The sequence below is a fragment of the Microlunatus ginsengisoli genome (assembly GCF_039537205.1).
In the GTDB taxonomy this organism is placed as follows: Bacteria; Actinomycetota; Actinomycetes; order Propionibacteriales; family Propionibacteriaceae; genus Microlunatus; species Microlunatus ginsengisoli.
In genome coordinates this window covers 21,732-48,658 of sequence record NZ_BAABAB010000006.1, presented here as the reverse complement: position 1 = coordinate 48,658, position 26,927 = coordinate 21,732, and the positions used below count along the sequence as shown (strand labels likewise).

Below are 26,927 nucleotides of genomic sequence, written 5' to 3'. Positions count from 1 at the left end.
GCGGATCTCGACCGGCGCCGGGTCGCCATAGACTCCCGGCGTGTACGCGATCCTCCTGGCGCCGGCCAGCAACCGGGTGTACGCGGGCGAGTCCGGTGAGCTGGTCGCCGCCGAGTTGAGCGTGCTGCTGTCCGCCGTGGATCGCGATCCGGGTCCGATCCGGCCGCTGGAACTGGCCGGGGTCGGCTATCTCGCCCTGGACCTGCCGCCGGACCCGGTCGTCGACCGGGAGCTGGGCCGTGCCTCGGCCGTGCTGGCGGCGTACGAGCAGGTCGGCGACCTGCTCCGGCCGGTGCCGATCGAGCGCCCGGACCGGTTCGACGACGACCTGGTCACCATCCCGAAATATCCCGGCAAGACCAACGAGCAGTTCACCCGGCTGCTGGTGAACGTCACCCTGGCCGCGCGCCGCGCGCCCCGACTCGGACCGGCCAGCATCCTGGATCCGATGTCGGGCCGTGGCACCACGCTGAGCACGGCCTGGATCCTCGGCCACCACGGCTACGGCGTCGAGTCCGACCCGAAGGCGGTGGAGGCGCAGGCGGCGTTCCTGCGGACGTACCTGCGGCGGAAGCGGATCAAGCACCGGCTGACCACGACACCGGTGCGCCGGGACGGCCGCAGCCTGGGCCGCCGGCTGGACGCCGAGGTGCAGCCGCCGCAGGCCGGCCCGGGCGGCGCGGACTCGACCCACGGCGGCCCCGCGCTGGAGCTCACCGTGTTCACCGGCGACACCCGCGACACCGCCTTCCTGTACGGCAAGCGCACGTTCGACGCGGTGGTGACCGACGCCCCGTACGGCATCGTGCACGGCAGCGCGCACAGGGAGAGCGGCGCATCGGCCAGGGCCGGCAAGCACGGCAAGGCCAGCCGGGACCGCTCCGCGGCCGACCTGCTGGCCGAGGCGATCCCGATCTGGGCCGGCCTCCTCCGGCCCGGGGGCGCCCTCGGCCTGTCCTGGAACACCTACGGCCTGCGCCGGGAGGATCTGGCCGACATCGCCCGGCGGGCCGGGCTGGAGCCCCAGGACGGCGATCCGTACCTCCGGTTCGGGCACCGGGTCGACGCCTCGATCCATCGCGACGTGTTCGTGGCGGTCGCACCGCTGCGCTGAACGCGCCACGCCTAGGCTGAACTTCCATGAGCCGCCACCTGATCCTGCTCCGGCACGCCGACGCCGAGGCGGCGCGCCCCGGGCGTCGCGACATCGAGCGCCAGCTCAGCCCGGCCGGACTGGACCAGGCGGCCGCCGCCGGTCGATGGCTGCAGGAGCGCCGTCGACCCGACGTCGTGCTGTGCTCCCCGGCCACCCGGACCCGGGAGACGCTGGCCGAGCTCGGGGTCGGCGCGCCGGCGGAGTTCCCCGACTGGCTCTACGACGCCGGCGGGGAGACGATCGTGGCGGGTATCCGCGAGCTCGATCCGAGCGCACGGACCGCCCTGGTCGTGGGTCACGCCCCGGGCGTGCCCGCCGCGCTGCACGAGCTGACCGATCCGGAGGCGTCCGACCCGGAGGCCGTCCGGCAGGTGGCGAGCCGCTTTCCCGCCGGCACCCTCGCCATCCTCCGCGTCGACCAGGACTGGGCCGAGGTGAGCTGGGGTGCGCTGGTCGCCGTCAGGCTGCCGGGCGACGACTGAGCAGGTCCTCGAATTCAGGATGCGAACACCAGGTCACGATTTGATTTCGGCTACCAGCCATCGAATGCCTGATTGGTAACCTGCAGGGAGTCATTCCACTCGTTCGGTGTATCTGGAGTGCGCGTCGACCCTCACCGTGGTCGTTGCGCCGCAGGGTTGCGAACGAGCGGATGGCGTGAATCCGCTGGTCAAGGGGAGACGAGCGGATGACCCGTCGGGGGGCGGCGGGTAACGGGGGGATTGTGAGCATGCCACAGGGGGAATCCCGTGGGGTCCGTTCGGACCTCACGGAACCGCGAGCGATCGCGGAGCCGGCGGGCGCCGGCGCGAGTCCGGATGCGGGCGCCGTCGCGGCGCGGCCCGGGTCGCGCGACACGGCACGCACCGCCGAGCGGCGGGACACGCTGCCGCATCCGGACAGCCCGACCGACCGCTCGTCGATCCGCGACCTGGTCAGCCCGGACACCGACGCCGCGACCGCGACCAGGGCTCCGGTCGACGCCAGCGCGACCACCGCGTCCCGCCCGGCGTCCGGCGTCACCGACGCGACCAGCACGACCGGCGGCCGGCCGCTGGCCTGGGCCCGGCGCTATGTCGCCGTCGTCGCCACCTGCGACGCGCTGGTCGGCGCGCTCGCCGTCACCGGTGCGCTGCTGTTCCGCCCGCTGGCGTTCGAGCCCTGGAAGGTGGCCGTGCTCATCGCCGGTGCCGCGGTCGCGTGGCCGCTGGCCATCGCGGCCAGCCGCGGTTACGAGCGCGGCAAGATCGGGGTCGGCGACGACGAGATGCACGCCGTCGGGCGGGCGCTCATCCTGGCCATCGCCGTCAGCGCGATCCCGTGCGCGATCACCGGCCAGTACGGCGTCGTCGCCGTCTCCGGTATCGCCGTGCCGATCGCCGCGGCCGCGTCCATCTGCGTCCGCTTCGTCGCCCGCAAGAACCTGCACCGCCGCCAGCGCGCCGGGCAGGACATCCGTCGGGTGATCGTGGTCGGCAGCGCCTTCGCCGCCGCCGACCTGGCCGGCATGCTCGGCGCCGAGCCGCACTGCGGGATGAAGGTGATCGGGGTCTGCGTACCGAAGGCCGACGTCGCCCGGGCCAAGGAGGTCGGCCTGGAGGTGCTCGGCGACCTGGACCAGGTGCCGTCGCTGATCGACACCTACGGCGCCGATGCGGTCGCGGTCACCTCCGGTGACGCGACCCGGCACAACTACCTGCGCGAGCTCTCCTGGGCGCTGGAGGGCCAGCGCGTCGAGCTGCTCGTCCACCCGGGCCTGATCGAGGTCGCCGGCCCGCGGATGCACATCCGGCCGTACGTCGGACTGCCGCTGCTGCATGTCGAGCAGCCGCACTTCACCGGCTGGCGCCGGGTGGTCAAGCGGGCGTTCGACATCGTCGCCACGTCTCTCGGTCTGATCGTCATCTCGCCGATCCTGCTGACCATCGCCCTCGCGGTGAAGCTCGGCGACCGGGGCCCGGTGATCTTCCGGCAGACCCGGGTCGGCCTGGACGGGTCGACCTTCACCATGCTCAAGTTCCGCTCCATGCACGTGGACGCCGAGCAGCGGCTGGCCGAGCTCCGGGCGGCAAACCCCGAGATCGGGACCATGTTCAAGATGGTCGACGACCCGCGGATCACCCGGGTCGGCAAGCTACTGCGCAAGTACTCCCTGGACGAGCTGCCTCAGTTGTTCAACGTGCTGGCCGGCTCGATGTCGCTGGTCGGGCCGCGTCCGCCGCTGCAGTCGGAGGTCGACGGCTACGAGGACCACGCCCGCCGCCGGCTGCTGGTCACGCCGGGACTGACCGGGCTGTGGCAGGTGTCGGGTCGCTCGCTGCTGAGCTGGGAGGAGACGGTCCGGCTCGACCTGCGCTACGTCGAGAACTGGACCCTCACCCTGGACCTGCTGATCCTGTGGAAGACGGCCTACGCCGTCGCCGCCAAGCGCGGGGCCTTCTGAGCCGTCCCCGCCAACCGGCGGGATCTTCCGAACCACCGCCGGCTCGGTCCGGGCGGGTACGCCCGCCGATGCCGCCGACCTATTGTGGTTGTGATCGTACGAACGAGAGTGACATGAGCATGAGCGACGCCGCCACCGGCGCCACCCAACCGGCCGACCGGATGCAGGTCCGGATCGCCGTCTTGACCTACAAGCGCCCGCAGGACATCGCGGCCGCGCTGCCCCGGCTGCTGACGCAGGCCGAGTCGGTCCGCACCGACACCGTGACCGCGGACATCGTCGTGGTCGACAACGACCCCGACGGCGGCGCCCGGGAGTTCGTCGAGTCGTTCGCAGCCGACCACCCGACCACCGCGGTGATCTATCAGAACGAGACCGCGGCCGGCATCGCAGCGGCCCGCAACCGCGCCCTGGACACCGCCGACGGGATCGACCTGCTGGTGTTCATCGACGACGACGAGCGACCCAGCGAGCGCTGGCTGGAGCTGCTGCTGGAGACCTACCGGACGCACCGGAGTGCGGCCGTGGTGGGCTCGGTCGTCTCCGAGTACGAGGTCGAGCCGGACGCCTGGGTCCAGTCCGGTCGGTTCTTCGACCGCCGCCGGCTGCCGACCGGCACGAAGCTCGACGTCGCGGCGACCAACAACCTGCTGCTCGACCTGCACCAGATCCGGTCGTACGGCCTCCGCTTCGACCAGCAGTTCGGGCTGACCGGCGGCAGCGACACGATGTTCACCCGCACCCTGCACAAGCTCGGCGGTGAGCTGATCTGGTGCGACGAGGCCGTGGTGGTCGACGTCGTGCCCGCCGCGCGGGTCACCCGCGACTGGGTGCTGCGCCGCGCCTTCCGCAGCGGCTCGTCCTGGAGCGCGACGTCGTTGAAACTGGCTGAGGACCCCAAGCAGCGCACCGTGTCCCGGCTCCGGCTCACCGGTCGCGGCTCGGTCCGCATCGCGGGCGGGGCGGCTCGGGTGGCGGCGGGTGCCGTCGGCCGGTCCCAGGGGCAGCGCGCCCGCGGTCAGCGCACCATCGCGCGCGGCGCCGGGATGGTGTCCGGCGCCTGGGGCTACGTCTACGCCGAGTACAAGCGGAGCTGACCCTCGTGAGCCACCTTCCCCAGCGGCCCGACGTGCGGCAACGGTCCTTCGGTCGCCGGTCCTTCCTGGCCGGCGCGCTCGGCGCGGCGGTCGGCACCGGCCTGGTCGCGGCCGGCTGCGCCGGGATCGGTGGCCCGGCGTCGTCGCGGCAGCCGCCCGCGACGGTCAGCAGCCTGCTGGCCGACTCGCCGTTCTACATCGCCCATCGCGGCGGTGGCGGCAACTGGCCGGAGATGACGGCGTACGCGTACGACCAGGCGACCCGATTGCCGGGGCTGAAGGCGGTGGAGATCTCGGTCTGCCTGACCGCGGACGGCATCCTGGTCTGCAGCCACGACGCGACCACCAAGCGGATGACCGGGATCGACTACCAGATCGGCAGGGAGCAGTGGTCCACCCTCGCTCCGCTGATGGTGACGTCGGTCTACACCACCGATCCGACCCAGCCGGCGCGCCCGTTCAGCCGGTTCGACGAGGTGATCGAGGCGCACATCGACCACACAGTCGTCTTCGTCGAGCCCAAGACGCCGGAGGCGCTCGAGCCGCTGATGGCCAAGATGGCCGCGCTCGGCCAGCCCGAGCGCGTGGTCTGGAAGCAGCCGATCAACCAGGAGAACTTCGCCCGGGCGAAGTCACACGGCTTTGCCACCTGGGGGTACGTCCTGGACGAGCCGGGGCATACCTTCGCCCCACGGCTGGCCGGCTTCGCCGCCTCGAAGGACATCGACATGCTGGGCGCCCAGCGGATCCAGCCGGACGACTTCGTCAGCACCGTGGCCAAGGCAGCCTCGGCCAACGGCAAGAAGACGATCATGTGGGACATCCGCAGCGCCGAGGACCGCGCCCGAGCCCTGTCGCTTGGCTGCGTCGGGATGATGACCTCCAACATCGCCGAGGTCCCGCAGATCCCGCTCTGAGCCCACCGCCGGAAGCCACGGTGGGGCTGGCAAGCTGTACCGCGCCATGATCCTGTTCGTCTGTGAGGGCAACGTCTGCCGCTCGCCGCTCGCCGCCGCGCTGCTCAGCCGGGCGTTCGGCGAGGCCGGGATCGGGCTGGCGGTGGGGAGCGCCGGCACCCGGGCACTGGTCGGCCGGCCGGTCGACGAGTCGACCGCTGCGCTGGCCGAGCGGGCCGGGCTCGACCTGTCGGAGCATCGCGCCCGCCGGCTCGACCGCGACCTGGCCGGCTCGGCCCAATTGCTGCTGGCCGCAACCCGCCGGGTCCGCAGCCAGGCCGTCGCGATCCACCCACCCGCCGTGCAGTACGCGTTCACCATCCGTCAGCTCGGCCGGCTGCTGGCCGGGGCCGACGGCCCGGTGACCGAGGCGTCGGACCCGGCCGAGCGGGTGCTGGACGTGCGGACGTACGCCGTCCGGCACCGCGGTCTGCGCGTGCTGGAGGATCCGAGCGTGGACGACATCGTGGACCCGTACGGACGCTCGATGGAGATCCATACCGAGGCGGCCGGGCAGCTCGCGCCGGCCGTCGGCGAGCTGTCCCGGGCGCTCGGCGGACCCGGCATCGACTGGCCGCGCTGACCGCCGCGCCGGCGGGGACCGCCGCAGACCGCCGCCGGCCCGGGTGCTGACAAGCAGGTGAACTGTTGGCATACTTCGCGGAGAACTGGGGGAATCGGCCACCTGGCAGCGTCGCGGCGTTGCCGACAGGAGTGTGAGATGCCCCCGAACCCACCTGCCGCCCTGCCCTTCGCGACGTTCCGCGGAGCAGCTGCCCTGCGCGCGCTCCGCACGATTCTGGTCGCGCTGGTTGCGCTGGCGACGGCCGTCGTGCTGGTCGCGCCGGCCGATGCGGCGACCCGCCGGCTCACCGCGCGGGACGGCCACACCAGCACCCGGGCGATCGGCACCATCGGCAACGGTACGGCCAGAGCGGCCTTCGTCGTCCCGGGCAAGCGCGCGTCGACGGTGACGCTGGGGCTGGAGCTGCGCCGCAAAGGCGATGGCGATCGCTACCGCGTGCGCGCCACGGTCGCCCGGTCCGGTGCGGTCCGGGTGGCGGTGATCCGCTATCGCGGCAGCACGCCCACCGTGCTGAGCCAGCGCAAGCTCGGGCTCAAGGTCAAGGCGGGCCAGACGGTCTGGGTCGAGGGTGCCGTCAGCGGATCCAAGCCCGTGACCGTCCGGGTGCGCGCGTGGCGATCCGGCCAGCACACGCCGGGCTGGCAGCGCGCCGTGCGCGACTCGTCGGCACACCGGGTCACCGGCAGCGGCCGCGTCCGCGTGGTGGTCCGGCTCTCGGCCGCGCCGGGCGCGAAGAAGGTGACGGTGCGCTATCGCGACGCCCGGATCAGCCCGGCGAAGAAGCCGGCGAAGAAGCCGGCGACCCAGAAGGGGCCGAAGCCGTCCGCATCGACCACCGGCGTGCCCCGCGGCACGAAGTTGAAGGTGCACAACGGCAACATCGTGGTGACCAGGGCCGGGACGCGGCTGGACCGGCTCGACATCCGCGGCTTCGTCGTGGTCAAGGCTCCGAACGTCACGATCAGCCGGTCCATCGTCCGCGGCGGTTCGGGCGCGAAGACCGCCCAGGGACTGGTCACCAGCTACGGCCCGAAGAACCTGCTGATCACCGATACCGAGCTCCGACCGGCCCACCCCTCGGTCTACGTCGACGGCATCAAGGGCTGGAACTTCACCGCGCGCCGGGTGCACGTGACCGGCAACGTCGACTCGGTCAAGATCCAGGGCGACAACGTCACCGTCGCGGACTCGCTGCTGGAGAACACCACCTGGTATGCCCATGATCCCTACCAGGGTGGCGGTCCGACGCACAACGACAACATCCAGATCCTCAAGGGCAAGAACCTGACGATCACGGCCAACACCATCCGCGGCGCACAGAACTTCGCCGTGCTCGGTGCGGCCAACCAGGGCAACGTGCCCAATCTGGTGGTCAACCGCAACTGGCTGGACGGCGGCCACTGCACCGTGAAGCTGCAGTTCCACGGCTCGTACAAGATCAAGGCGACGGTGACCGACAACAAGTTCGGACCGCACCGGGCCGTCGCGCACTGCCCGATCCAGGCGCTGCCCGGTGTGACCCTGATCGCCCGCAACAACGTCAGCGAGCAGACCGGCCGGCCCGTCCAGATCTGGCGCAAGCCCTAGCCGCCCGGCCTGCGCCTTCCGGACCCGCACCCCGTACCCCGCACCCCGCACGACATGCGACTCCGCACCCTGCGGGCAGGGTGCGGAGTCGCTCGGCGCGGTGCGGAGTGCGCCGGAGGGGCTACGCCTGCGCCGCGACGAAGTCGTCGAAGCGGAAGACCCAGGGCCCGTTGGTCGCCGAGCTCGAGACGTAGGTATGGATACCGACCGAGCCGGCCGCCTGCAGGGCGGCGGTGGAGTCGGTCGCGCTGACCTGCCAGGTCGACGGCTCCGCCGCGGTGGACAGCCACACCTTGCCCCGGATCGTGGTCGGCGCGGTGCCGGTCACCTGCAGCCGGGTGTTCAGCCGCGCGCCGGGAGTGTAGGTCAGCCCCGGCACGATCAGCGTGGACAGCGCGGTCTCACCGCCCGACGTCCGGATCGCATACAGCGTCACCGCGCCGGCCGAGTCCACCTTCGCCTTGAGCCGGTAGTCGTTGCTGCCGACCCGGCGACCGATCGTGCCGGCATAGACCGCACCGGCGTTCGGCCGCTTGTCGAGCACCATCCCGGCGGTCAGGTCGACCGAGCTGGACGACACCCCGGCCAGCTGGGCCCAGGGCCCCTGCCCGGCAGTGGAGACCGTGACGAGGCCCTGCGAGCCGTTCACCGAGAACGCCGAGCCGTTGGTCGACCAGGCACCACCAGTGGGCGCGCTGCCGAAACCCGAGGCCACCGTCCGGCTGAAGGTGTCGTTCGCCACCCCGGCCGGCGCCGTTCCGATCGTCACAGTGCGTGTCGTGCTGTTCGTCGCGCCGCCGTTGTCGGTGACGGTCAGCCCGATCGTGTACGTCCCGTCCGCCGCGTAGGTATGCGAGGCGGTCGAGCCGGTTCCGGACTGTCCGTCACCCCAGCTCCACGCGTACGAGGTGACCGTGCCGTTCGGGTCCGAGGACCCCGTCCCGTTCGCGCTCACCGTGCGCCCGTTCACCGAGGTGGTGAAGCTGGCGACCGGCGGGGTGTTGCCGCCGCCTCCTCCGGCCACCGTGATCGATACCGTCGGTGAGGTCTGCGAGTTCCCGAACGGATCGACCACCCGCACCCGGTAGCTATGGGTGCCGCCCGTCAGGCCGCTGTCGGTGAATGTCATCGACGGCCGGGACCACCAGGTCGACGCCTGGGTGATCGTGCCCACCGGCGAAGCCAGGTTGTCCCGCAGCACGGTGTAGGTGAGGTTGGAGTTGTCGTAGTCGTAGTTCGCCGTCCAGCTCAGCTTGGCCTGACCCGCGCCCGGCGACGTCACGGTCGGGGTGAAGTTCGTGCCGCTGAGCTTGGGCCCCTGCTTGTTCGGCGCGATGTCGGAGGTCGCGAACCGGACCATGCCCTGCTGGCCGGTGCCGTTCACCTGCTTGAACTCACCGGCGTAGACGACGTACTTCCCGGAGCCCGAGACCGACCACGCGGCCTGGCTCTGCCCCGATGCGGTACCGGTCGTCATCTGCGGGAAGAAGTTCTGCAGCGACGGCGCCGGTTGCCCCGTGAAGCTCGGATAGCCGCGGGTGTCCTTGGTCAGCGTGCCGGTGGCCGCCTTGCTGAAGGCGATGGCACGCTGCGGCGGCGAGGTCTCGTTGTAGCCGCCGAGGTTCAGGCAGTAGTGCGGGTGACCGGCGACGTACACCGCGGTCGAGGAGGCGTAGACGCCGTAGCTGTCGCCGTGGCAGTCCTCGACCCACTTGATCCTCGCGTCGGACCAGTTCGCCGAGAAAGAGCCCTCCAGGTTTCCCCCGGTGCCGTAGATGTAGCCGGTGCCGTAGAAGTTGGTGCCGTCGGAGGACAGCGAGAGGATCGCGCTGTCCTTGCCGGCGTTGCGGACCACGTCGTTGGCCTGGATCGCCAGCGAGGTCCCGGTGCTCGCGTTCAGCATGCCGAGGCCGTAACCGGGACGGTTGGATCCGTTCAGCGTGACGAAGTTGCCGCCGACCACCAGCCTGTCCCCGGTCGGGGAGAGCTGCAACGCGTTGACCTTGGGATTGGCATCCGCCGTCCCGGTCATCGTCGGGGCGAAGCTCAGCAGAGCGCCGTCGCTAGCCCGCACGGCCGCAAGCCGCTGCCGCGAGACACCGTTGACTGCTGTGAAGGTCCCGCCCAGGTAGACCGTCGTGTCCGTCGCCGCCACCGCGCGAACCGTGCCGGCCGCGTTGACGTTGAAGCTGGTGATGATCGCGCCGGTGGTCGGGTTCAGCGCCACGATCCGGTTCTTGGTTGTGCTGCCGACCTTGGTGAACTCACCACCGACGTAGATCCGTGATCCGTCCGGCGCTGCCGTGATCCCGTAGGCCTGACCGTTCAGGTTCGCGTCGAAGGACTTCAACGCACCCGTGGTGAGGTCGTAGGCGAGGATGTTGTTGCGGACGACCTCGTTCTGTCCGGCCGCGGAACCGGACGGCCGAGCCCGGGTGAAGTTCCCGACGACGTACACCGTGTTGCCGAGCACCAGCTGGTTCCACGCGACGCCGTTGTGCTGCACCGTCGGGAGCACGTCGATCGCCACCGTCGGCGGCGTCTTCGGATCGTTCGGGTTGGCCGGCGCCGAGTCCGCACTCGCGGTCGGCAGGCCGACGGACAGCAGGCTCGCGGCGAACGTCGCCGCTACCGCGGTGACGGTCGCGACCGCGCGGCGCACGCGCGGAGCGCGACGGCGCGACGAAGCAGCCTCAGAACTGGTGATGATCATTCGCTACGTTCCCCTTGTACGCATCGGCGAAGCACCCCGTCTGCTTCAGAGCGCCGCGCGAACTACCCCCAGTCTTGAGAGATCCGAGGGCGGTTGCGGCCGATCTGTGACCTCTTTATGGATTCGTTACGACACGTCGAAATTCACGTGAAGCCTCCACGAAACGCGACGGGCCGTCCCCTCCGAGGAGAGGACGGCCCGTGCCGATCATGACCTGCTAGCTGGACTTCGTTACTTCACTGTGACCGCGGTCAGGTCGTCGACCTTCAGCACGATCGGCATCCCGGTGGCGGAGCCGCTCAGATAACCGACCACACCCACGCCACCACCGGCCTGCAGTTCGGCCGTGCTGTCGGTGGTGGTTAGCTGCCAGCTGGCCGGCTCGGTCTGGGTGCTCTTCCAGACCTTGGCCTGCACGGTGGTCGGCGAGGTACCGGTGGCCTGCACCTTCACGTTGAGCGTGCCGCCCGCGGTGTAGTTGAAGGCCGAACCCAGGTTGGTCGAGACGAGGGTGGTCTCGGCATTGTTGACCACCTTCACCAGATACAGGGTCAGCGCACCGTTGGTGCCCAGCTTCACCTTGGCCCGGTAGTCGTTGGTGCCGATGGTGCGGGCACCGACCGAGACGAAGGAGCCGCCGCCTCCGGCGATCTTGTCCAGGCTGACCTTCACCGCCACCTCGGTGCTGGTCGAGGACACCGACTCGAGCGCGATCCGCGGACCGGAACCCGCGGTCGTGAGCCGGATCTGCCCCGCGCCGTCGGCCACCGAGAACAGGCTTGCGGTGCCGTACCGGGTCCAGGCTCCGCCGGTCTCGGCGTTGCCCCAGCCGTTGCTGGCGGTGCGGCCGAAGGTGTCGGTCGCGAGCGGGCCGGTCGGGGCCACCGTCGTCACCGTCTTGGTCACGCTGTCGGTGGCGCCCTCGTTGTCGGTCACCGTCAGCTTCACCGACTGATCACCGGCCGCCGCGAACGTGTGGCTCGGGGTGGCCGAGGTGCTGGTGCCGCCGTCGCCGAAGTCCCAGGCGTACGAGGCGATCGAGCCGTCGCTGTCCGCCGAACCGGTGCCGTCGAAGGAGACGGCCAGGCCGGTCACGGTGGAGCTGAACGCGGCCGTCGGCTTGGCGTTCGCGACCGTGGTCACCGTCTTGGTCACGCTGTCGGTCGCACCCTCGTCGTCGGTCACCGTCAGCTTCACCGTCTGATCACCGGCCGCCGCGAAGGTATGGCTCGGCTTCGCCTCGGTGCTGGTCCCACCGTCACCGAAGTCCCAGGCGTAGGAGGCGATCGTGCCGTCGGCGTCCGTCGAACCGGTCCCGTCGAAGCTCACCTTCAGCTTGTTCACCGAGGAGGTGAACGCCGCCGTCGGCTTGGCGTTGTCGGTGGTGGTCACCGTCTTGGTCACGCTGTCGGTCGCACCGTCGTCGTCGGTCACCGTCAGCTTCACCGTCTGATCACCGGCCGCAGCGAAGGTATGGCTCGGCTTCGCCTCGGTGCTGGTCGCACCGTCGCCGAAGTCCCACGCGTAGGAGGCGATCGTGCCGTCGGAGTCGCTCGACTTCGTGCCGTCGAAGCTCACCTTCAGCTTGGTCACGTCGGCGCTGAAGTCGGCGGTCGGCTTCACGTTGGGCAGCTGGCCGCCACCCTTGCCGAAGTGGTCCGCGATCTGAGCAGAGCTCAGGGTCTTGGAGTAGATCGCGACGTCGTCGATCTTGCCGGCGAAGTAGTTGCTGCTGTTGCCACCCCAGGTGTTGTCACCGCCGACCCGCCAGTAGCCGGTGTAGGCCTGCGCCGCGGTCTGCGGGTTGGTGCCGACGAGCTGGTTGTCCACCCACAGCTGCATGCCGTTGCTGCCCTGCTGGGCCACCAGGTGGTGCCACTTGCCGTCGTTGTAGGACGCACTGGAGTGGATCACGTTGGTCTGACCGGTCCAGGTGCCGAACCGAAGCCGGCCGTCGTCGAACATGTAGACGTGGCGGTCGTAGCCACCGGACAGGCCGAACTGCGACGAACCGAATCCGATCAGCTTGCCGCCGCGGGTGGTGGTCGTGTTGAACCACAGCTCCTCGGCGTACGTCGTCGGGTTGTCGAAGGTGGAGTTGCTGGCGATCGCGCCGTTCACCCCGTCCAACGTCACCGACGTGTCGCCGCTGACACCGACACCGCTCGGCTGACCCAGGGTCACGCCGCCGTTGTAGCTGCCGGTGAGCTGGTTCGGGGTCGCATCGGCGGCGGTGGTGCCGCTGGTCTCGCCGAGCCGCCAGTACAGATCAGGTTCGTCGGTGTAGACGGCCTTGCCGTACCCGTCCGCCGGAGCGGTCGAGCCCGCCAGCGTCCGGCCGCTGTTGGTGTAGTGCGCCCGGACCTGAGCAGAGGTGAGGACCGTCGGGTAGATGGCCACGTCGTCGATGCTGCCGTTGAAGTAGTTGCTCGAGGGCTGGTTCGGCCAGCCGCCGATGTTGTCGCCGCCGACCCGCCAGTAGCCGGTGTAGGCCTGACCGGTGGTGATGTCGGTGCGACTGCCGATCTTCTGGCCGTCGACGTACAGCGCCATCCCGCCGGAGCCGAGCGATGCCACCACGTGGTGCCACTGACCGTCGTTGTAGGCCTTGGACCCGCTCACGGTCTGCACGCTGTTCGGGTAGACGCCGAAGATCAGCTGGCCGGAGTTGGTCATGTAGACGTGCCGGTCGTAGCTGCTGCTGTCACCGGACGCGGCCGAGCCGAAGCCCAAGATCTTGCCGCCGCTGGTGCTGGTGGTCTTGATCCAGGCCTCTGCGGTGAACGTGTTCGAGCCCACCTGGGACGCGGAGGGAACCATCAGGCCGTTACCGGTGCCGTTGAACGAGGCAGCGGTGTTGCTGTCGCCGTTGATCGCACCCGCGGTGCCGAACGCGACGCCGCTGCCCGCGGTCCCGTTGTTGAAGCCCGCCCAGTCATTCACCGTCGGGCCGGCGTTCTCACCGAACCGCCAGTAGTCGGCCGGGTTGTCGTCCAGCACGCCCTTGGCATACGAGGAGATCTCGCCGTCGGCCGACGCGACGATCGACACGGTGTCGGACCGCACCTCGTTGCCGAGCGGATCCTTGACGAAGATGCGGTAGCGGTAGGACTGCCCGGGCGTCAGGTTCGTGTCCAGGAAGCCCATCGGCGGCCGCGACCACTCCGACGACTTCTGCGTGGTGGTGTAGATCGGAGTCGCGGTGTTGCCGTCGCGGATCACCGAGTAGGTGAGCTGCTCGTTGTCGCGGTCCCAGTTGGCCGTCCAGCTGATCTTGACGGTGCCCTTGGCGAACGAGGTCAGCGTCGGGTTGATCTTGGAGCCGGTGAACTCGGGACCGACCTTGTTCGGCGCGATGCTCTTCACTGCGTAGCGGACCAGACCCTGCTGGGTCGCGCCGCCCGCGGTCGGGAACTCGCCGCCGTAGACGATGTAGTTGCTGTTGCCGGTGACGCTCCAGCCCGCCTGACCCTGGCCCGTGTAGGTGCCGCTGGTCATCTTCGGCAGCCACTTCAGCAGGTTCGGCGACGGCGTGCCGGCCCAGTTGAAGTAGCCGTACGGGTCGGCGGTCAGCGTGCCGGCGACGGCCTTGCTGAACGCGGTCCCCCAGTGGAAGGTCCACGGATCGGTCTGCGGGAAGCCGTCGGGCAGGTTGCCGCAGTAGTGCGCGTGGCTGACCGCGTACACGACGTCGCCGACCGGGAAGCTCTGATAGGTATCGCCGTGGCAGTCCTCGACCCAGGTCGTGGTGCCGCCGTTCCAGCTCATCCGGGCGGTGCCCTCGAGGTTGCCGCCGGCGCCGAACACGTAACCGGTGGCGTAGACGTTGTCCGCGCCGTCGCTAGTGAGGCTGGTGATGGCGGCCTGGCTGCCGCCGTTGCGGATCAGGCCGTTGGCCGCCCAGGGCAGCGAGGCCCCCGTGGTCGGGCTGACCGACGCCAGGCCGTAGCCGGGGTTGCTGGAGCCGTTGACCGAGGTGAACGCGCCGCCAAGCAGCAGCTGGCTGCCGTCGGGCGACATCACCATGGCGCGCACCACGCCGCCCTGCACGTTCGGCGACCAGGACAGCAGACCGCCGGTGAGGTTGACCGCGGCCGCGCGCGGCCGGGCCACACCGCCGACGTTGCTGAACAGGCCGGCCATGTAGACGGTGTCAGAGGTCGGCACGATCGCGCGCACGGTCGCGTCGGGGCTCGCCGAGAAGGTCGTGATCAAGGCTCCGGTGGTCGGGTTCAGCGCCGCGATGCGGTTCTTGGTGACCCCGTTGACCTGGGTGAAGCTGCCGCCGACGTAGATCCGGCTCTTGTCCGGCGAGACCGCCAGCGCGAGCACGTCACCGTTGGTGGTCGGTGCCCAGCTGCTGATCAGATTGCCGGTGGTCAGGTCGTAGGCCAGCAGGTTGGTCCGGGCCACCTCATTGGTGCCTGCGGCGGCGCCGGCCGGCCGTGCCTTGGTGAAGTTGCCACCGACGTACACGGTGTTGCCGACGATCAGCTGGGTCCAGGCGACGCCGTTGATCTGAGTCGTGGGCAGCGGATCGGCCGCGACCGTGGCCGGGGTGGTCGGATCGGTCGGATCAGGCGGCTGGGTGTCCGCCAGGGCCACGGTCGGCAGCTGCGCGACCGAGATGGCCACGGCAGCCGCAACCACGGCCCCTAACGTCTTGCCAAGCCTGACGGCATGGTGCTTCATGAGGTCCCCCACTGGTGACGACGGCTCGCTCCCCGCGAGCCGGTGACGAGATTGGCGCGGTAGCCAGACCAGTCGCATTGCAGACCGGGCATGGTCGTCACCGAGAAGACGAAAGCAGCGTCGAAACCGCACCGATCCGACGCAACGCACAGTGAACCCGACAAGGTTCGAATCCCCCCGAATAACAAGTCGCCGGACAGGGTCCCCACCCGCTTGCGGCCCGAAGCCGCCCCGGCTGGTGGAAATCCTACGCGATCGGTATGGAGTCGGTGACCAAAGGCCGCCAGCCCGGCTAAGCGTTACCAAGCCGTTATTGCTTCGACGTGACGGCCCTCACCTGCTGGCCGTTCTGGTCCCTCCTCCTGGTCCGAGTCACGTACGATTCCTGCAGCCCCCCGACGTCATATCCAGTCGTTCTGTTCAGGAGTGCCGTTCATGGCCACCACCCGCGGGTCTGCCACGACCGCCCCGGTTGGCACCGGCGAGGCGCCGCTGTCCGCGCACGCCGAGCGCCGCCGTCGAGCCGCCGCCGCTCGCGAGCGCGACATCGCGGCGATCCAGCAGCCCCGCGGCGTCCAGCAGGGCCAGGGCGGTACGTCGGTCCGCTGGAGCATGGCCGCGGTGCTGGGCCGGCAGATCTCGCAGATGGTCTGCGCTCTCGTGCTCGCCCGGCTACTCGGGCCGGAGACCTACGGCGTGATCAGTGCCGCCACGGTCTACGTCACCTTCACCACCCTGCTGCTCGACCAGGGACTCGCCGCTGCGCTGGTACAGCGGCCGGTGCTCTCGAGGTTCGCCCCTGGCGCGGTGGCGACCGCGAACCTGCTCTGCGGCCTCGCGCTGGCCCTGATCACCATCGGCGCGGCCCCCGCGGTGGCGGACTTCTTCCGCGCGCCCGACCTGACCCCGCTGCTGCAGGTGCTCGGCGTCGGCCTGTTGATCAAGGCACTGGCGATCACGCCGCGCGCGATCAACCTGCGGCTGATGCGGTTCCGGCTGATCGGCGTGGCCGACATCTCCGGTGGCGTGCTCGGCGCGATCGCCGGCATCAGCGCCGCCCTGGCCGGTGCGGGCATCTGGTCGATGGCAGTCCAGGTGATCTTCACCGACCTGGTGATCGCGGTCGTGCTGCTGGCCCGGACCCACGGCACCCGGCCCAACCACCACCTCGGTGAGCTGACCGAGATCCTGCCGTTCAGCCTGCGCCTGTTCGGGAGCAACGCGCTCGCCTTCGCCTCGCGCAACCTCGACAACATCCTGGTCGGTCGCTTCCTGGGCGTGACCGCGCTCTCGCTCTACTCGATGGCCTACCGGGTGCTGGTCATCCCGGTCCAGATGATCGGCCAGACCGTCAACCGGGTGACCTTCCCGATGTTCTCCCGGCTGGCCGGCGACCAGCCGCGGCTCGGCCGGAACCTGATCAAGGTCACCGAGCTGCTGGCCTTCGCCACCATTCCCGGCATGTTCGCCATCGCTGTCGCCTCTCCCCAGCTGATCGACATCGTGCTGGGACACGAGTGGGCGGCGACCGCCCCGGTGCTGAGCATCCTCGCCGTTGCCGGTGCCCGGGAGACGGTGTTCAGCGTCACCCAGTCCTTGATGCGGGCGAAGGGAGTCGGGAAACTCGTGCTGCGCTACGAGTTCCTCGCCACCGGCGTGCAGCTGACCGGCATCGTGATCGGTCTCCAGTTCGGGCTGATCGGGGTCGCGCTCGGTTTCACCATCGCCGGATTCCTCCTCAGCCCGGTGATGCTGGTGATCCAGCGCCGACTCTCCAGTGCACCGATCAGGACGCTGCTGGGCCGCATGCTGCGCCCGACCCATGCCTCGCTGTGGGGTGTCGCCGGCTATCTGGGCATCCGGCTGATCGGCTGGAACGAGCTGGTGACCCTGCTGGTCGGGGGCGTGGTGTACGTCGTCCTGCTCGGCGCGGTCCTGCTACTCGTGCACCGCGCTGCGCTGCGCCGCGCGATCGCCGCCGCGGTGGAGATCTTCGTCCCCGGCCGGAGCCGGACCGGGGCCGTTCCGCGCCGCGCGGCTGAGTAGCCTGTCGGATTTCGGCGGAAGGAAACGTTCATGCCAGCGACCCCGGTCGACCGGGCCAGGGCCAGCTATCGATGGCTCCGCAAGCGCGCCAAGCGCGCCCAGAGTCACGTCTGGCTCGCCGCCTTGAAGCGAACCAACGCGCGGTCGGCCACGTCGGTGCTCGGCGACGCCGACGTGGTCGTGTCGCTGACCACTTTCGGGCCGCGGTTGGAGTCGGTGGCCTACACCATCGAGTCGATCGCCGCCGGCACCGCGAGACCGCGCCGGATGGTGCTCTGGCTGGACGACGCCGATGCCTACGCCCACCGCCCGGACACGCTGCGGCGGTTGGAGGCGCGCGGTCTGGAGGTCGGCCTGACCGAGAACTACGGCCCGCACACCAAGTACTTCCCGACCCTCGACGGCGCGATCGAGGCCGGGCTGCCGGTGGTCACCGCCGACGACGACATCCTCTACCCGCGATCATGGCTGGCTGGGTTGTTGACCGCCGCTCGCGAGCATCCCGGAGTGATCAACTGCTACCGCGCCAGCGTGGTCGCCCTGGAGGACGGCCGGCTGGCCTCGTACGGCCGCTGGCCACGCTGTACCGACACCCGGACCAGCGTGGCCCGCTTCGGCACCGGCGTCTCCGGCGTGCACTACCCGCTGACTATGCTGCGCGAGCTGGCGAGCCGCGGCACGGCGTTCGTGGACAGCTGCCTGAAGGCCGACGACATCTGGCTGCACTGGGTCGCGCTACGGGCCGGCATCCCGGTGCGTCAGATCGCGGCGAAGCCCCGGCACTTCCCGCTGCTGCCGGGCACCCAGGAGCAGTCGTTGATGGCCGACAACGTGATGCTCGGCCGCAACGACGCCTATATCGCTGAGCTCTACGAGCCGGAGGACGTCGCGGCGCTGACCGCCGCCGGAGCGCCGACGTTGGGCTGATCCGTGTCCGCCGGCTGGGCGCCGGACGGATGCGCGTCCGTCGGCCGGAGGTGTCGCCGTGGCCGCTGGCTGGTGGCGAGGGGAACCGGCGGCTGGTTCGACAGCGGCAGTGACCAGGCAACCACCACGAGCGCAAGGCACGCCCAGATCAGGGTTCCGCTCTGGTTGGCGAAGGCCACCGCACTGAAGCTGTGCTGCATCAGCACACCGATGCCGGCGGCCAATGTCACCCCGCGGACGGATAGCTGGGCCAGACCGTAGCGGGCCACGATCACCACCTGGGTGCCGAAGTACAGCGTGGCCAGCAGGAAGCCGGTGTCGATCGCATACATCAGGAACGAGTTCTCGAGACTCGTCTCGAGTCCGGCGTTCCGGGCGATCGTGTAGCTCGAGATCAGCCCCTGCCCGGTGAGCAGGAACTCGGTCCAGTGATCGGCCACGAACCGGAATGCGAGGACGCGAGCGTTGGTGGATCCGGTGTCGTTGGCGAACCGCCCGGCGACGCCGGCCACCAGGGTCGACCCGAGCAGATAGAAGGCGATTCCGGCAACGGCGATGCTGGCCAGCGCTCGGCTCCACAGCGCCATCCGCGAGCGGATGATCGCATAGACCACGACCAGCCCGATCACGATCACACCGGTGCGCGACTGGGTGATCACCGCGGCGGATGCGTACAGTCCGACCAGGGTGAAGCGCCACACCGGCAGCCGGACGCTGAGGGCCAGGGCCGCCGCGACACAGGCGGCCATGGACAGCACCAGCGGACTGTCGGCGGTTCCCATCCAGCGCTGGTGGAACTGCTCGGGGGTGAACCAGTCCAGTTGGGCGTAGTCGTTGGCATAGAGGAGCACATCGTCGAAGGCAAGCTGCAGCAGCGCCATCACGGACTGGAAGGCAACCCCGAGCAGGACGGCGTTGCGCACTACCTTCAGCACCTCTCGGCGTCCCTCGCCGGCCGCGACCACGACGAGCCACAGCAGGAACGGCGCGACGATCTGGTCCATCAGCAAACGGGTACCGCCGCTGGCGGTGAACCGGCTGGTGATGAAGGCGCCGGCGATGAAGACGAGAACGCTCAGCACTACCAGGTAGTGCCGGCCGAGCACCCTGGCGATAGCCAGCGGATTGGTGACCAGCTGAACCACAAAGGTCAGCAGCACCAGCCAGGTCGCGGGGTGGAAAGCGATCCCGCTGCCCGACAGTCCGGTCAGGTGGTGCCCGCCCAGCGCCGGAACCGCCGCCCACACCACGATCGCCACCGCGATTGCGTAGGCCACTCGGTTGCGAAGCAACCAGGCGATCGCCAGGCAGAGCACCAGCCAGGCGGCCAGCTGGACCATGATCAGCCGGCCTCGGCGGTCCGGACCGGATCCTCGTAGTAGGTCGGCAGCCGGTCACCGCGGCCGGCGGGCACCATGGACAGAACCGTGCCGAGCACGCGAGCGTCCACCGACGCCAGCGAGTCCAGCGCGTCGCCGACCTGCTCGCGGCGAGTCTTGCCGTGCCGCACGACGAGAATCACGCCGTCGGCGACGGCGGAGGTGACGGCCGCGTCCGTGACCGGCAGCAGCGGCGGGGTGTCGACGATCACCAGGTCGTACGCGGCGCGCGCGTCGGCGATGAACCGCTCCATGGTCGGACCACCCAGCAGCTCGCTCGGGTTCGGCGGGATCGGCCCGCAGGCCAGCACGTCGAGGCCGGACGGACCCCATGGCTGGACGACCTGAGCCAGCTGGCCCTCACCGATCAGGATGCTGGTCAGGCCGGCCGACCCCTCGAGATCGAGATAGCGCTCGAGCTTCGGCTTGCGCAGGTCGGCGTCGACCAGCAGCGTACGGCGACCGGCCTCGGCGAAGGCCTGCGCCAGGTTCGCGGCCGTGGTCGTCTTGCCCTCGGCCTCGACCGAGGAGGTGATCACCAGCACCTCGACCGCACTGGCGGCATCGAAGTAGCGCAGGTTGGTTCGGAGCTGGCGGATCGCCTCGGCACGGCGGGTCCGAGTCTCGGTGGGCAGGATGATCGGTGCCCGCTTGGCCGCACTCTCGAAGCTGACCGAGCCGAGGATCGGCAGGCCGGTGCCGTCGACCAGCTGCTCACGACCGCGATAGGTGGAGTCGAACTGCTGCCGGAGCAGGGCCTGGGCGACGCCCACACCGAGACCGATCAACAGCCCCAACGCCAGGTTCAGCTTCCACCGCGGCTCGACCGGCCCCGGGTTCAGGGTCGGTCCGGAGATCACCCGGAGCTGAACAGCGTTCTGGTTGCCACGGTTGTCCAGCTCGCCGATCAAGTTGTCCAGGTTCTTCGCGATCGACTGCGAAATGATCATCGACCGCTCGGGCGACACGTCGCGGACCGAGACCGTCATCAGCACGGTGTCCGGATCGACCGACGCCGAGATCATCGCGTTCACTTCGGTGGTGCTGAGCGGCAGACCGGTGTCGTCGATGACGACCTTGGCCAGCCGCTCGCTGTTGATCACACCGACGTAGGAGTTGATCCGGCGCTGCGCGAACTCGTCGGCCTGCAACGGTGAACTGCTCTGACTGGTGGTGCTGGCGACGAAGAACGTGGTGCGCGTCTCGTACTTCGGCTGGATCAGCAGCGAGATCCCGATCGCGATCAGCAACCCGAGCAGGGTGCAGGCGACGACGCTCTTCCAGAAGCGGCGGAGCGCATGCACGTGCGTCCGCAGGTCGAGGGCCGACCGATTCGACTCAACGGGCGTGTTCGGCGATGTCCGGCCACGGGCCGGCTGCGAGGTGACGCTCATGGCTTGCCGCTGAAGATCACGGTCGGCGCGTCGGTGGTGTAGCTGAACTCCACCGTCAGCGGATCGCGCTGATCCGACGGGACGCTGAACACGTACGTACCGGAGGCGGACTTGCCGGCCGGGATCGGCGCGGACAACGGCGAGAGGCCGGGGCCGCTCAGCGTCGACGCCGGGGTCTTCTTCTTGCCGTAGTACACGTTCACTAGTGCCAGATCCATGGGCACCTCCTTGTCGGTTCCATTGGTCACCTCGACGGTGACCCGCACCGCAGGTCCGGCGATCTCGCCCGGCCCCTGCGCCTCACCCTTCACACTCTCGATCTTGCTGACCTTCACCGAGACGCCGTTGCCGAGGGACGCCTTCTGGTCCAACGGTGCAGTCGTGGCCGACGTCGGCTTGGTCGGCACCACGGTCGGTGTGCCGGTAGCGGTCGGAGCCGGGATCGAAGCGCTCGGCACCGGCGTGGTGACGGCCGCGCTCGGTTGCCCGGACGCCGCCGACGACGCCCCGGCCGAGGCGCTCGGTGTCTGGTCTGTTCCTGGTCCTGCTCCCGGGCTGTTACCGCCTCGCGTGAGCAGTACGACGACGATCGCGGCGATCAGAGCTGCAGTCCCCACTGCAATCCAGATCACGGTCTTTCGTCGCGGCGCGTCCGTTTCGGGCACGTCACTAGTCATCTTCAACTCTCTCGAACCTGCTGATCGGAGTCCCCCGCTCCGATGCTCGCACAAGCGTATAGCCCGTTTTCACTTCGCGAGGAGTTTTCGAGACGCCGAGAACAAATCGTGACCGTAACCGGGCCGTGACCAAACTCACGTCTGCCCTGATCAGCGCCGACTTGCGCGATCCGGCACGCGGGAGGAATCATAACAAACGGATAACGAAGGGATTGACCGGGGGGGCCGGCATCCGCCGACCGACACCGCAGTCGGACGAAGCACGACAACGCGAAGTACTTCCGACGGAGGAGACCCACCCGTGATTGGGCAACGACTTGCCTTGCGTTCGCGCACGCCGCGAACCCCCGAACCGGCCGATCGCCGGCCACGCCACATCGGCCGCATCCTGGCCATCCTCACCGCTCTGGCCACCGCGGTCGCGGCGCTGATCGCCACCCCGCTGTCCGCCTCGGCGGCCACCAGCGGCACGCTCTCGATCGCGCCGGGCAAGTCTGCCTCGGCCAACGTCACCGGCAGCAGCCTCGGCGACGTCGTCGGCTCTGCGACGTTCACCGTGCCGGCCCAGCGGACGGCGTACGTCGCGGTCCAGTTCCGCGCTCCCTCGGCGAGCACCGGATACCGCACCAAGGCCCGCGTCCTCAGCGACGGCACCGTCTCGGTCAGCGTCTCGCGGGTGTCCGGCGGCGCGGAGAGCATCCTGGTCAGCGCCACCAACGGGCTCAAGGTCAGCACCGGCCAGAAGCTGAACGTGGAGGGTCAGGTCACCGGCACCAGCCCCGTGCAGATCTCCGTCCGTGCGTGGGTCGACGGAACCACCAAGCCGGGCTGGCAGCAGACCTACAGTGACAACTCCGGCAGCAAGATCACCGCGGCCGGTGCGGTCCAGCTCTGGGGCTACCTCGACAGCGCCGCCGGCTCGACGGCGAACATCGCGTTCGCCAGCGCGACGGCGGCGGCCACCGGCGGCAGCGGCAGCACGACCGGCGGCACCGCCGCGACGACCGGTGGGAAGCCGTCCGACGCGACCACGGGCGTTCCGTCCGGCACCAGCCTGAAGCGCTACGACGGCGACCTCACCATCACCACGGCCGGTACCGTGATCGACGGCATGGACATCCACGGATTCGTCACCGTCAAAGCGGCGAACGTGACGATCAAGAACTCGATCGTGCGTGGCGGCAAGTCGAAGGGCTACGCGGTCGGCCTGATCACCAACTACGGCTACGACAACCTGGTCATCGACCACGTCGACGTGGTCGCGGAGTACCCCTCGGTCTACTTCGACGGCATCAAGGGCTGGGACTTCACCGCCAAGTACGTCCACGTGGTCGGCAACGTCGACTCGGTGAAGATCCACGGCGACAACGTGTCGATCCAGAACTCACTGCTGGAGAACACCACTTACTACTCCAGCGATCCGGCGCAGAGCGGCGGACCGACCCACAACGACAACGTCCAGATCCTGAAGGGATCGAACCTCAGCATCACCGGCAACACAATCCGCGGAGCCACCAACTTCGCGATCCTGGGCGGTGCGGAGCAGGCGAACGTCAACCTGAAGGTGAACGGTAACTGGCTGGACGGTGGCCACTGCACCGTGAAGCTGCAGGTCAAGAACGGCTGGTCGGAGACCGCCACGGTGACGAACAACAAGTTCGGTCCGAACCGGGCCGTGTCTTCCTGCCCGTTCACCGCCTTCCCTGCGGTCAAGCTCACCCAGAGCGGCAACACGATGGAGCTGACCGGCGCGGTGGTGAACCCGCTGATCGTGGTTTCCTGACCGCCGGATCTCCAACCAGGGCAAGAATCTGGTACGAACGAACGGACCGGGGTCGGCGTCAGCCGACCCCGGTCCTCGTGCGTCTACTCCGGTCTCGTCGGAGATGGAAGGGTGTCTGCCCGAGCCCTGAGCTCAGGGGGGACCTCACTCAGGGCTCGGGCAGACGGGGGGACACCGCGATGGGGACCGCGGTGCGCTCGGAACCCGCGCGCCGTCAGCCGGCGGTCGCAGGGCGGGCGTCAGCATGCATGGGATCATGCCGGTTGCCCGAGGTAGTCGGTGCGGCGACGTCGTTGCGTGGCCGCGCGCCGATCATGGCCGTGGTGACGTCGGGGCCGCCGATCCGCCCGCGGCGGCGCAGGCCGCCCGCCGTCGCGGCGACGCGCGGTCGACCGAACGACCGGTCACCGGCCGTGCCCCAGGAAACGGGCGCCCGATCGGCCCTGTGCGAAAGCATTGATTCCCCCGAATCTCGGCGCCACCCCCGCGACGCCGCCATGATCATATCTGTTGGACGTCCTGCCCGCGGGCAGAACGGTGAACTCAGTGCTGGAGCTCGAGCTCCCGCAGCGGCTCACGCTCGGGCACGCCGGTGCGCCGTCCGGACGGCCGGCGCGCCGGCGTCCGTCCCTCGGCGAGCCGCACGCAGAGTCGTTCGTAGGCCGCCGCGACGTCGTCCCAGTTGTAGCGGGCGATCGCGCGCTGGAGCGCCTCACCACCCCGGTGTGCCCGGTCCGGATCAGCCTCGACGTCCTCCAGCTGGCCGGCGAGCTCGCTCGGCGTACGCCAGAACTCGCCCTGCTCGCCGATCACCTCGCGGTTGAAGGAGACATCGAAGGCCAGCGTGTACGCGCCCGCCCCGGCCGCCCGGAGCAGCGACGGGTTCGTGCCGCCGACCGAGTGGCCGTGCAGGTAGGTCAGCGCGTGGGCGTACAACTGGTCCAGCTGCTCTTGATCCCACACCCCGCCCAGCAACCGCACCCGGCTGTCCGCCGCTGCGGCGACCGCCGCGGTGTACTCGTCGGCGTAGGGTGCCGAGCCGACCACGACCAACGGCAGCTCTGCCCGGCTGGCGACGTAGCCCTGGACCGCTTCCAGCACATGGTTCTCGGGCTCGAACCGGGCCACCACCAGGTGGTACTTCCCCGGCGCCAGATCCAGCTCGGCGACCCGGACGGCGTCGGCCGGCCTGCTGATCGGCGCGCCGTAGGCGATCAGTTCGGTCTCCGCCTCGAACTCACGCGCGTAGTAGTCGGCGATTCCCTCGGCGTCGGCGATCAAGGCGTCGGACCAGCGAACCGCCAGCGACTCGGCCGTGCGGTAGTAGCGCTGGCCGGTCGGACCCCACTTGCCCCGCTTCCACTCCAGCCCGTCGACGTGCGTGGCGACCGGGATCCCGCGGGCCCGGATGACCGGGAGCAGCGGCGCATTGGCGGAGTTGAACACGATCGCGGCGTCGACGCCGCGCAGCGAGCGGTGCAGCACCGACAGGCCGGTGTGGGCCAGTGTCTCCAACGACCGCTTGCGGACGATCGGGAGGTGCACCAGCCGCATCCCCTTGTAGGTCTCGAGCTGCTCGGCGCCGTCGCCGGTCGGACGGCAGTAGACGATCACCTCGTGACCTGCCGCGGCCAGCCGCGAGCCGACCTCCTCGATGCAGGTCTCGAAGCCGCCGTAACGAGCCGGCACTCCGCGAGTGCCGATCAGTGCGATCCGCATCAGTGTTGCCCCTTCATCGTGGTCGAACCCGAGGCAACACTGCCGAACCGGTCACTGCTCCGCCGACGGCCCGCCAAGCGAGCGTTTCCGGAACATTCCTTCTTGATCAACTCTTCCCCCCCGGAGAGTTTCGGTCTTTCCTGCAGCCGGCTATCGCTCGGCCAACATCGCTCGCAACTGCGTACTCGATGTGTGCGCGGTGTACGGGAAGTAGCAGACCCGGACGCCGACGGTGGCCATGTCGGCCTCGAGCTTGTCGCCCTTCGCCGTGCCACGCCAGTCGTCGCCCTTGAACAAGACGTCGAAACCCACCCGCCGCCAGACGTCGAGCTTGTTGCTGGAGTAGTCGACGACCACGTCGTCGACCATCTCGAACTGGCTCACGACCTCCATCCGCTCGGCCAGCGGGACGATCGGATACTTGCCTTTCGCCGCGAACAGCGCATCGTCGGTCACGACGCCGGCGATCAACCGGTCGCACTGCTCACGCGAGCGCAGCAAGATGTTCAGATGGCCGATGTGGAACATGTCCCAGGCACCCGGCACGTAGCCGACCAGCGGTCGCGCCATCACGCACCCGCCTTCGCCGACGCGTCCAGCGCTGCGACGTCGCCGTACCACTTGCGCAAGATCAGCACCAGGTAGCCGGCCGAGCCGAGCGCCAGCAGAGAATAGACGCCGAGGAAGATCATCGGCGCGCCGAGCAGCAGGAACGCCAGGCAGAGCACGCCGTAGTCGGTCGGGATCTTGGCCAGCGTCTTCAGCCGCGACGCACCCTCCTTCGGAGGGGTCGGCAGACCCAGCTTGGCCCGGTTCTCGCGAGCCAGCTGCTCGACCAGGATCATCCCGAAGAAGTGCACGGTCGAGACCACGGCGAAGATCATCGGGACCAGCAGCAGCAGACTGCTCGGCAGTTCCACCCGGCGGGCGAGCATGATCAGCACCGCCAGGTGCAGGCACACGATCTTGGCGGAGTCGATCATGTGGTCGAGCCACTCGCCGGTGCTGCTGCCGCCACCGCGCAACCTGGCCAGCTGGCCGTCGGCGGAATCCAGCGCATAGCCGACCACGAGCAGCACGCCGACCACGATGCCGAGCCACCAGGCGATCGGTGCCAGGGCAAGCACCGCGATACCGGCGAAGGTGAAGCCGGCGCTGATGAAGGTCACCTGGTTCGGCGTCAGGCCGATCTGATAAGCAGCCGCGGCGAAGATCCGGCCCAGCGGACGGTTCACGTACAACGAATAGGCCGGTGCCCCCTTCGAGCTCTTCTGCGCGCCGCGCAGACGCTCGAGCGCGGCGGCGAACCCCTGCCCTTCGGCCTGGTCGGCGACGGTCGAGGCGGTCATCACGCCACCGCCTCCCCGAGCGGCTGCAACGCGTGACGCAAGACAGCGCTCTCGCTCTCCCGCGGCGCCTCCAGCCGGACCACCGGCTGCGGGTCGCGCGCCTCGTCCCCGGGCTCGCGAGCCCGCTCGACGAAGATCACGACATCCGGCCCGGACGGCGCGGCGTCGGTCCCGTGCACGATCGCCTCGTCGACGCCACGGACATGGCTGACCAGGGCGAGGCGCTCCACCAATGGGATGACCGGCTGGCGGCCGGTCGAGGCCAGCACGAACTCATCGGAATAGACCCCGACGACCAGCCGCGAGCAGTGCTGCCGCGCCTGGGCGATCAGGTCCAGATCGTGGACGTTGATCAGATCGAAAGAGTGCGCCAGATAGCCGACGCACGACACAGTTCCCCGCAACTTGATATCCCCCCAGATA

At 69.5% G+C, this 26,927-nt stretch carries 19 protein-coding genes; 10 read left to right on the top strand and 9 right to left on the bottom strand.

Annotation, left to right across the window (positions count from 1 at the left end; genetic code table 11):
- The first annotated feature begins 40 nt into the window (after positions 1 to 40).
- The 7 genes from ABD747_RS04085 to ABD747_RS04055 all read left to right on the top strand — a co-directional run bounded on the left by ABD747_RS04085 (position 41) and on the right by ABD747_RS04055 (position 7,825).
- Positions 41 to 1,114 (top strand): TRM11 family SAM-dependent methyltransferase, encoded by a 1,074-nt coding sequence (locus ABD747_RS04085; RefSeq protein WP_344801818.1) that lies wholly within the window; start codon positions 41 to 43, stop codon positions 1,112 to 1,114.
- A gap of 26 nt (positions 1,115 to 1,140) precedes the next feature.
- Complete coding sequence (locus ABD747_RS04080) at positions 1,141 to 1,638, top strand: SixA phosphatase family protein (protein WP_344801817.1); 498 nt, start codon at positions 1,141 to 1,143, stop codon at positions 1,636 to 1,638.
- A 248-nt stretch (positions 1,639 to 1,886) separates the two neighbouring features.
- A complete protein-coding gene (locus tag ABD747_RS04075; protein ID WP_344801816.1) occupies positions 1,887 to 3,599 on the top strand; it encodes a sugar transferase in 1,713 nt (570 codons plus the stop codon).
- Positions 3,600 to 3,712: 113 nt separating this feature from the next.
- Positions 3,713 to 4,696: a glycosyltransferase family 2 protein gene (locus ABD747_RS04070; RefSeq protein ID WP_344801815.1), complete on the top strand. Its 984-nt coding sequence runs from the start codon at positions 3,713 to 3,715 to the stop codon at positions 4,694 to 4,696.
- A gap of 5 nt (positions 4,697 to 4,701) precedes the next feature.
- Complete coding sequence (locus ABD747_RS04065) at positions 4,702 to 5,613, top strand: glycerophosphodiester phosphodiesterase (protein WP_344801814.1); 912 nt, start codon at positions 4,702 to 4,704, stop codon at positions 5,611 to 5,613.
- A 46-nt stretch (positions 5,614 to 5,659) separates the two neighbouring features.
- Positions 5,660 to 6,235: an arsenate reductase/protein-tyrosine-phosphatase family protein gene (locus ABD747_RS04060; RefSeq protein ID WP_344801813.1), complete on the top strand. Its 576-nt coding sequence runs from the start codon at positions 5,660 to 5,662 to the stop codon at positions 6,233 to 6,235.
- Positions 6,236 to 6,373: 138 nt separating this feature from the next.
- The gene (locus tag ABD747_RS04055; RefSeq protein ID WP_344801812.1) at positions 6,374 to 7,825 is read left to right on the top strand and encodes a hypothetical protein; all 1,452 of its coding nucleotides are present in this window, start codon (positions 6,374 to 6,376) and stop codon (positions 7,823 to 7,825) included.
- A 121-nt stretch (positions 7,826 to 7,946) separates the two neighbouring features.
- On the opposite strand, the gene ABD747_RS04050 is transcribed toward ABD747_RS04055, so the two are convergent.
- Positions 7,947 to 10,487, bottom strand: a complete 2,541-nt coding sequence (locus ABD747_RS04050) for a PKD domain-containing protein (protein ID WP_344801811.1) — start codon at positions 10,485 to 10,487, stop codon at positions 7,947 to 7,949.
- Positions 10,488 to 10,769: 282 nt separating this feature from the next.
- Complete coding sequence (locus ABD747_RS04045) at positions 10,770 to 15,188, bottom strand: PKD domain-containing protein (protein WP_344801810.1); 4,419 nt, start codon at positions 15,186 to 15,188, stop codon at positions 10,770 to 10,772.
- A 477-nt stretch (positions 15,189 to 15,665) separates the two neighbouring features.
- On the opposite strand from ABD747_RS04045, the gene ABD747_RS04040 reads away from it, so the two are divergent.
- Together ABD747_RS04040 and ABD747_RS04035 are read left to right on the top strand one after the other, a co-directional pair.
- The gene (locus tag ABD747_RS04040; RefSeq protein WP_344801809.1) at positions 15,666 to 17,276 is read left to right on the top strand and encodes a lipopolysaccharide biosynthesis protein; all 1,611 of its coding nucleotides are present in this window, start codon (positions 15,666 to 15,668) and stop codon (positions 17,274 to 17,276) included.
- A 30-nt stretch (positions 17,277 to 17,306) separates the two neighbouring features.
- On the top strand, positions 17,307 to 18,203 hold the full coding sequence (locus ABD747_RS04035) for a hypothetical protein (RefSeq protein WP_344801808.1): 897 nt from the start codon (positions 17,307 to 17,309) through the stop codon (positions 18,201 to 18,203).
- On the opposite strand, the gene ABD747_RS04030 is transcribed toward ABD747_RS04035, so the two are convergent.
- From ABD747_RS04030 to ABD747_RS04020, 3 genes are read right to left on the bottom strand one after another with little or no spacing between them, the layout of a single operon-like run.
- Positions 18,146 to 19,543 (bottom strand): O-antigen ligase family protein, encoded by a 1,398-nt coding sequence (locus tag ABD747_RS04030; protein ID WP_344801807.1) that lies wholly within the window; start codon positions 19,541 to 19,543, stop codon positions 18,146 to 18,148. The genes ABD747_RS04035 and ABD747_RS04030 overlap by 58 nt on opposite strands.
- Before the next feature lie 2 nt (positions 19,544 to 19,545).
- Positions 19,546 to 20,976 (bottom strand): tyrosine-protein kinase domain-containing protein, encoded by a 1,431-nt coding sequence (locus tag ABD747_RS04025; RefSeq protein ID WP_344801806.1) that lies wholly within the window; start codon positions 20,974 to 20,976, stop codon positions 19,546 to 19,548.
- Positions 20,973 to 21,593: a DUF4352 domain-containing protein gene (locus ABD747_RS04020; RefSeq protein WP_344801805.1), complete on the bottom strand. Its 621-nt coding sequence runs from the start codon at positions 21,591 to 21,593 to the stop codon at positions 20,973 to 20,975. The genes ABD747_RS04025 and ABD747_RS04020 overlap by 4 nt, the downstream gene beginning before the upstream one ends.
- A 361-nt stretch (positions 21,594 to 21,954) precedes the next feature.
- On the opposite strand from ABD747_RS04020, the gene ABD747_RS04015 reads away from it, so the two are divergent.
- Positions 21,955 to 23,436 carry a right-handed parallel beta-helix repeat-containing protein gene (locus ABD747_RS04015; protein ID WP_344801804.1) on the top strand — a complete coding sequence of 494 codons (1,482 nt, stop codon included), beginning with the start codon at positions 21,955 to 21,957 and terminating at the stop codon, positions 23,434 to 23,436.
- A gap of 543 nt (positions 23,437 to 23,979) precedes the next feature.
- On the opposite strand, the gene ABD747_RS04010 is transcribed toward ABD747_RS04015, so the two are convergent.
- The 4 genes from ABD747_RS04010 to ABD747_RS03995 form a co-directional block, all read right to left on the bottom strand.
- Entirely contained in the window at positions 23,980 to 25,155 is a 1,176-nt protein-coding gene (locus ABD747_RS04010; protein ID WP_344801803.1) for a DUF1972 domain-containing protein, read from the bottom strand.
- Positions 25,156 to 25,305: 150 nt separating this feature from the next.
- Positions 25,306 to 25,725, bottom strand: a complete 420-nt coding sequence (locus tag ABD747_RS04005; protein ID WP_344801802.1) for an adenylyltransferase/cytidyltransferase family protein — start codon at positions 25,723 to 25,725, stop codon at positions 25,306 to 25,308.
- Positions 25,725 to 26,504, bottom strand: a complete 780-nt coding sequence (locus ABD747_RS04000) for a CDP-alcohol phosphatidyltransferase family protein (RefSeq protein WP_344801801.1) — start codon at positions 26,502 to 26,504, stop codon at positions 25,725 to 25,727. The genes ABD747_RS04005 and ABD747_RS04000 overlap by 1 nt, the downstream gene beginning before the upstream one ends.
- A complete protein-coding gene (locus tag ABD747_RS03995) occupies positions 26,504 to 26,908 on the bottom strand; it encodes a hypothetical protein (protein WP_344801800.1) in 405 nt (134 codons plus the stop codon). Before ABD747_RS03995 ends, ABD747_RS04000 begins: the two co-directional genes overlap by 1 nt.
- Positions 26,909 to 26,927: the final 19 nt, after the last annotated feature.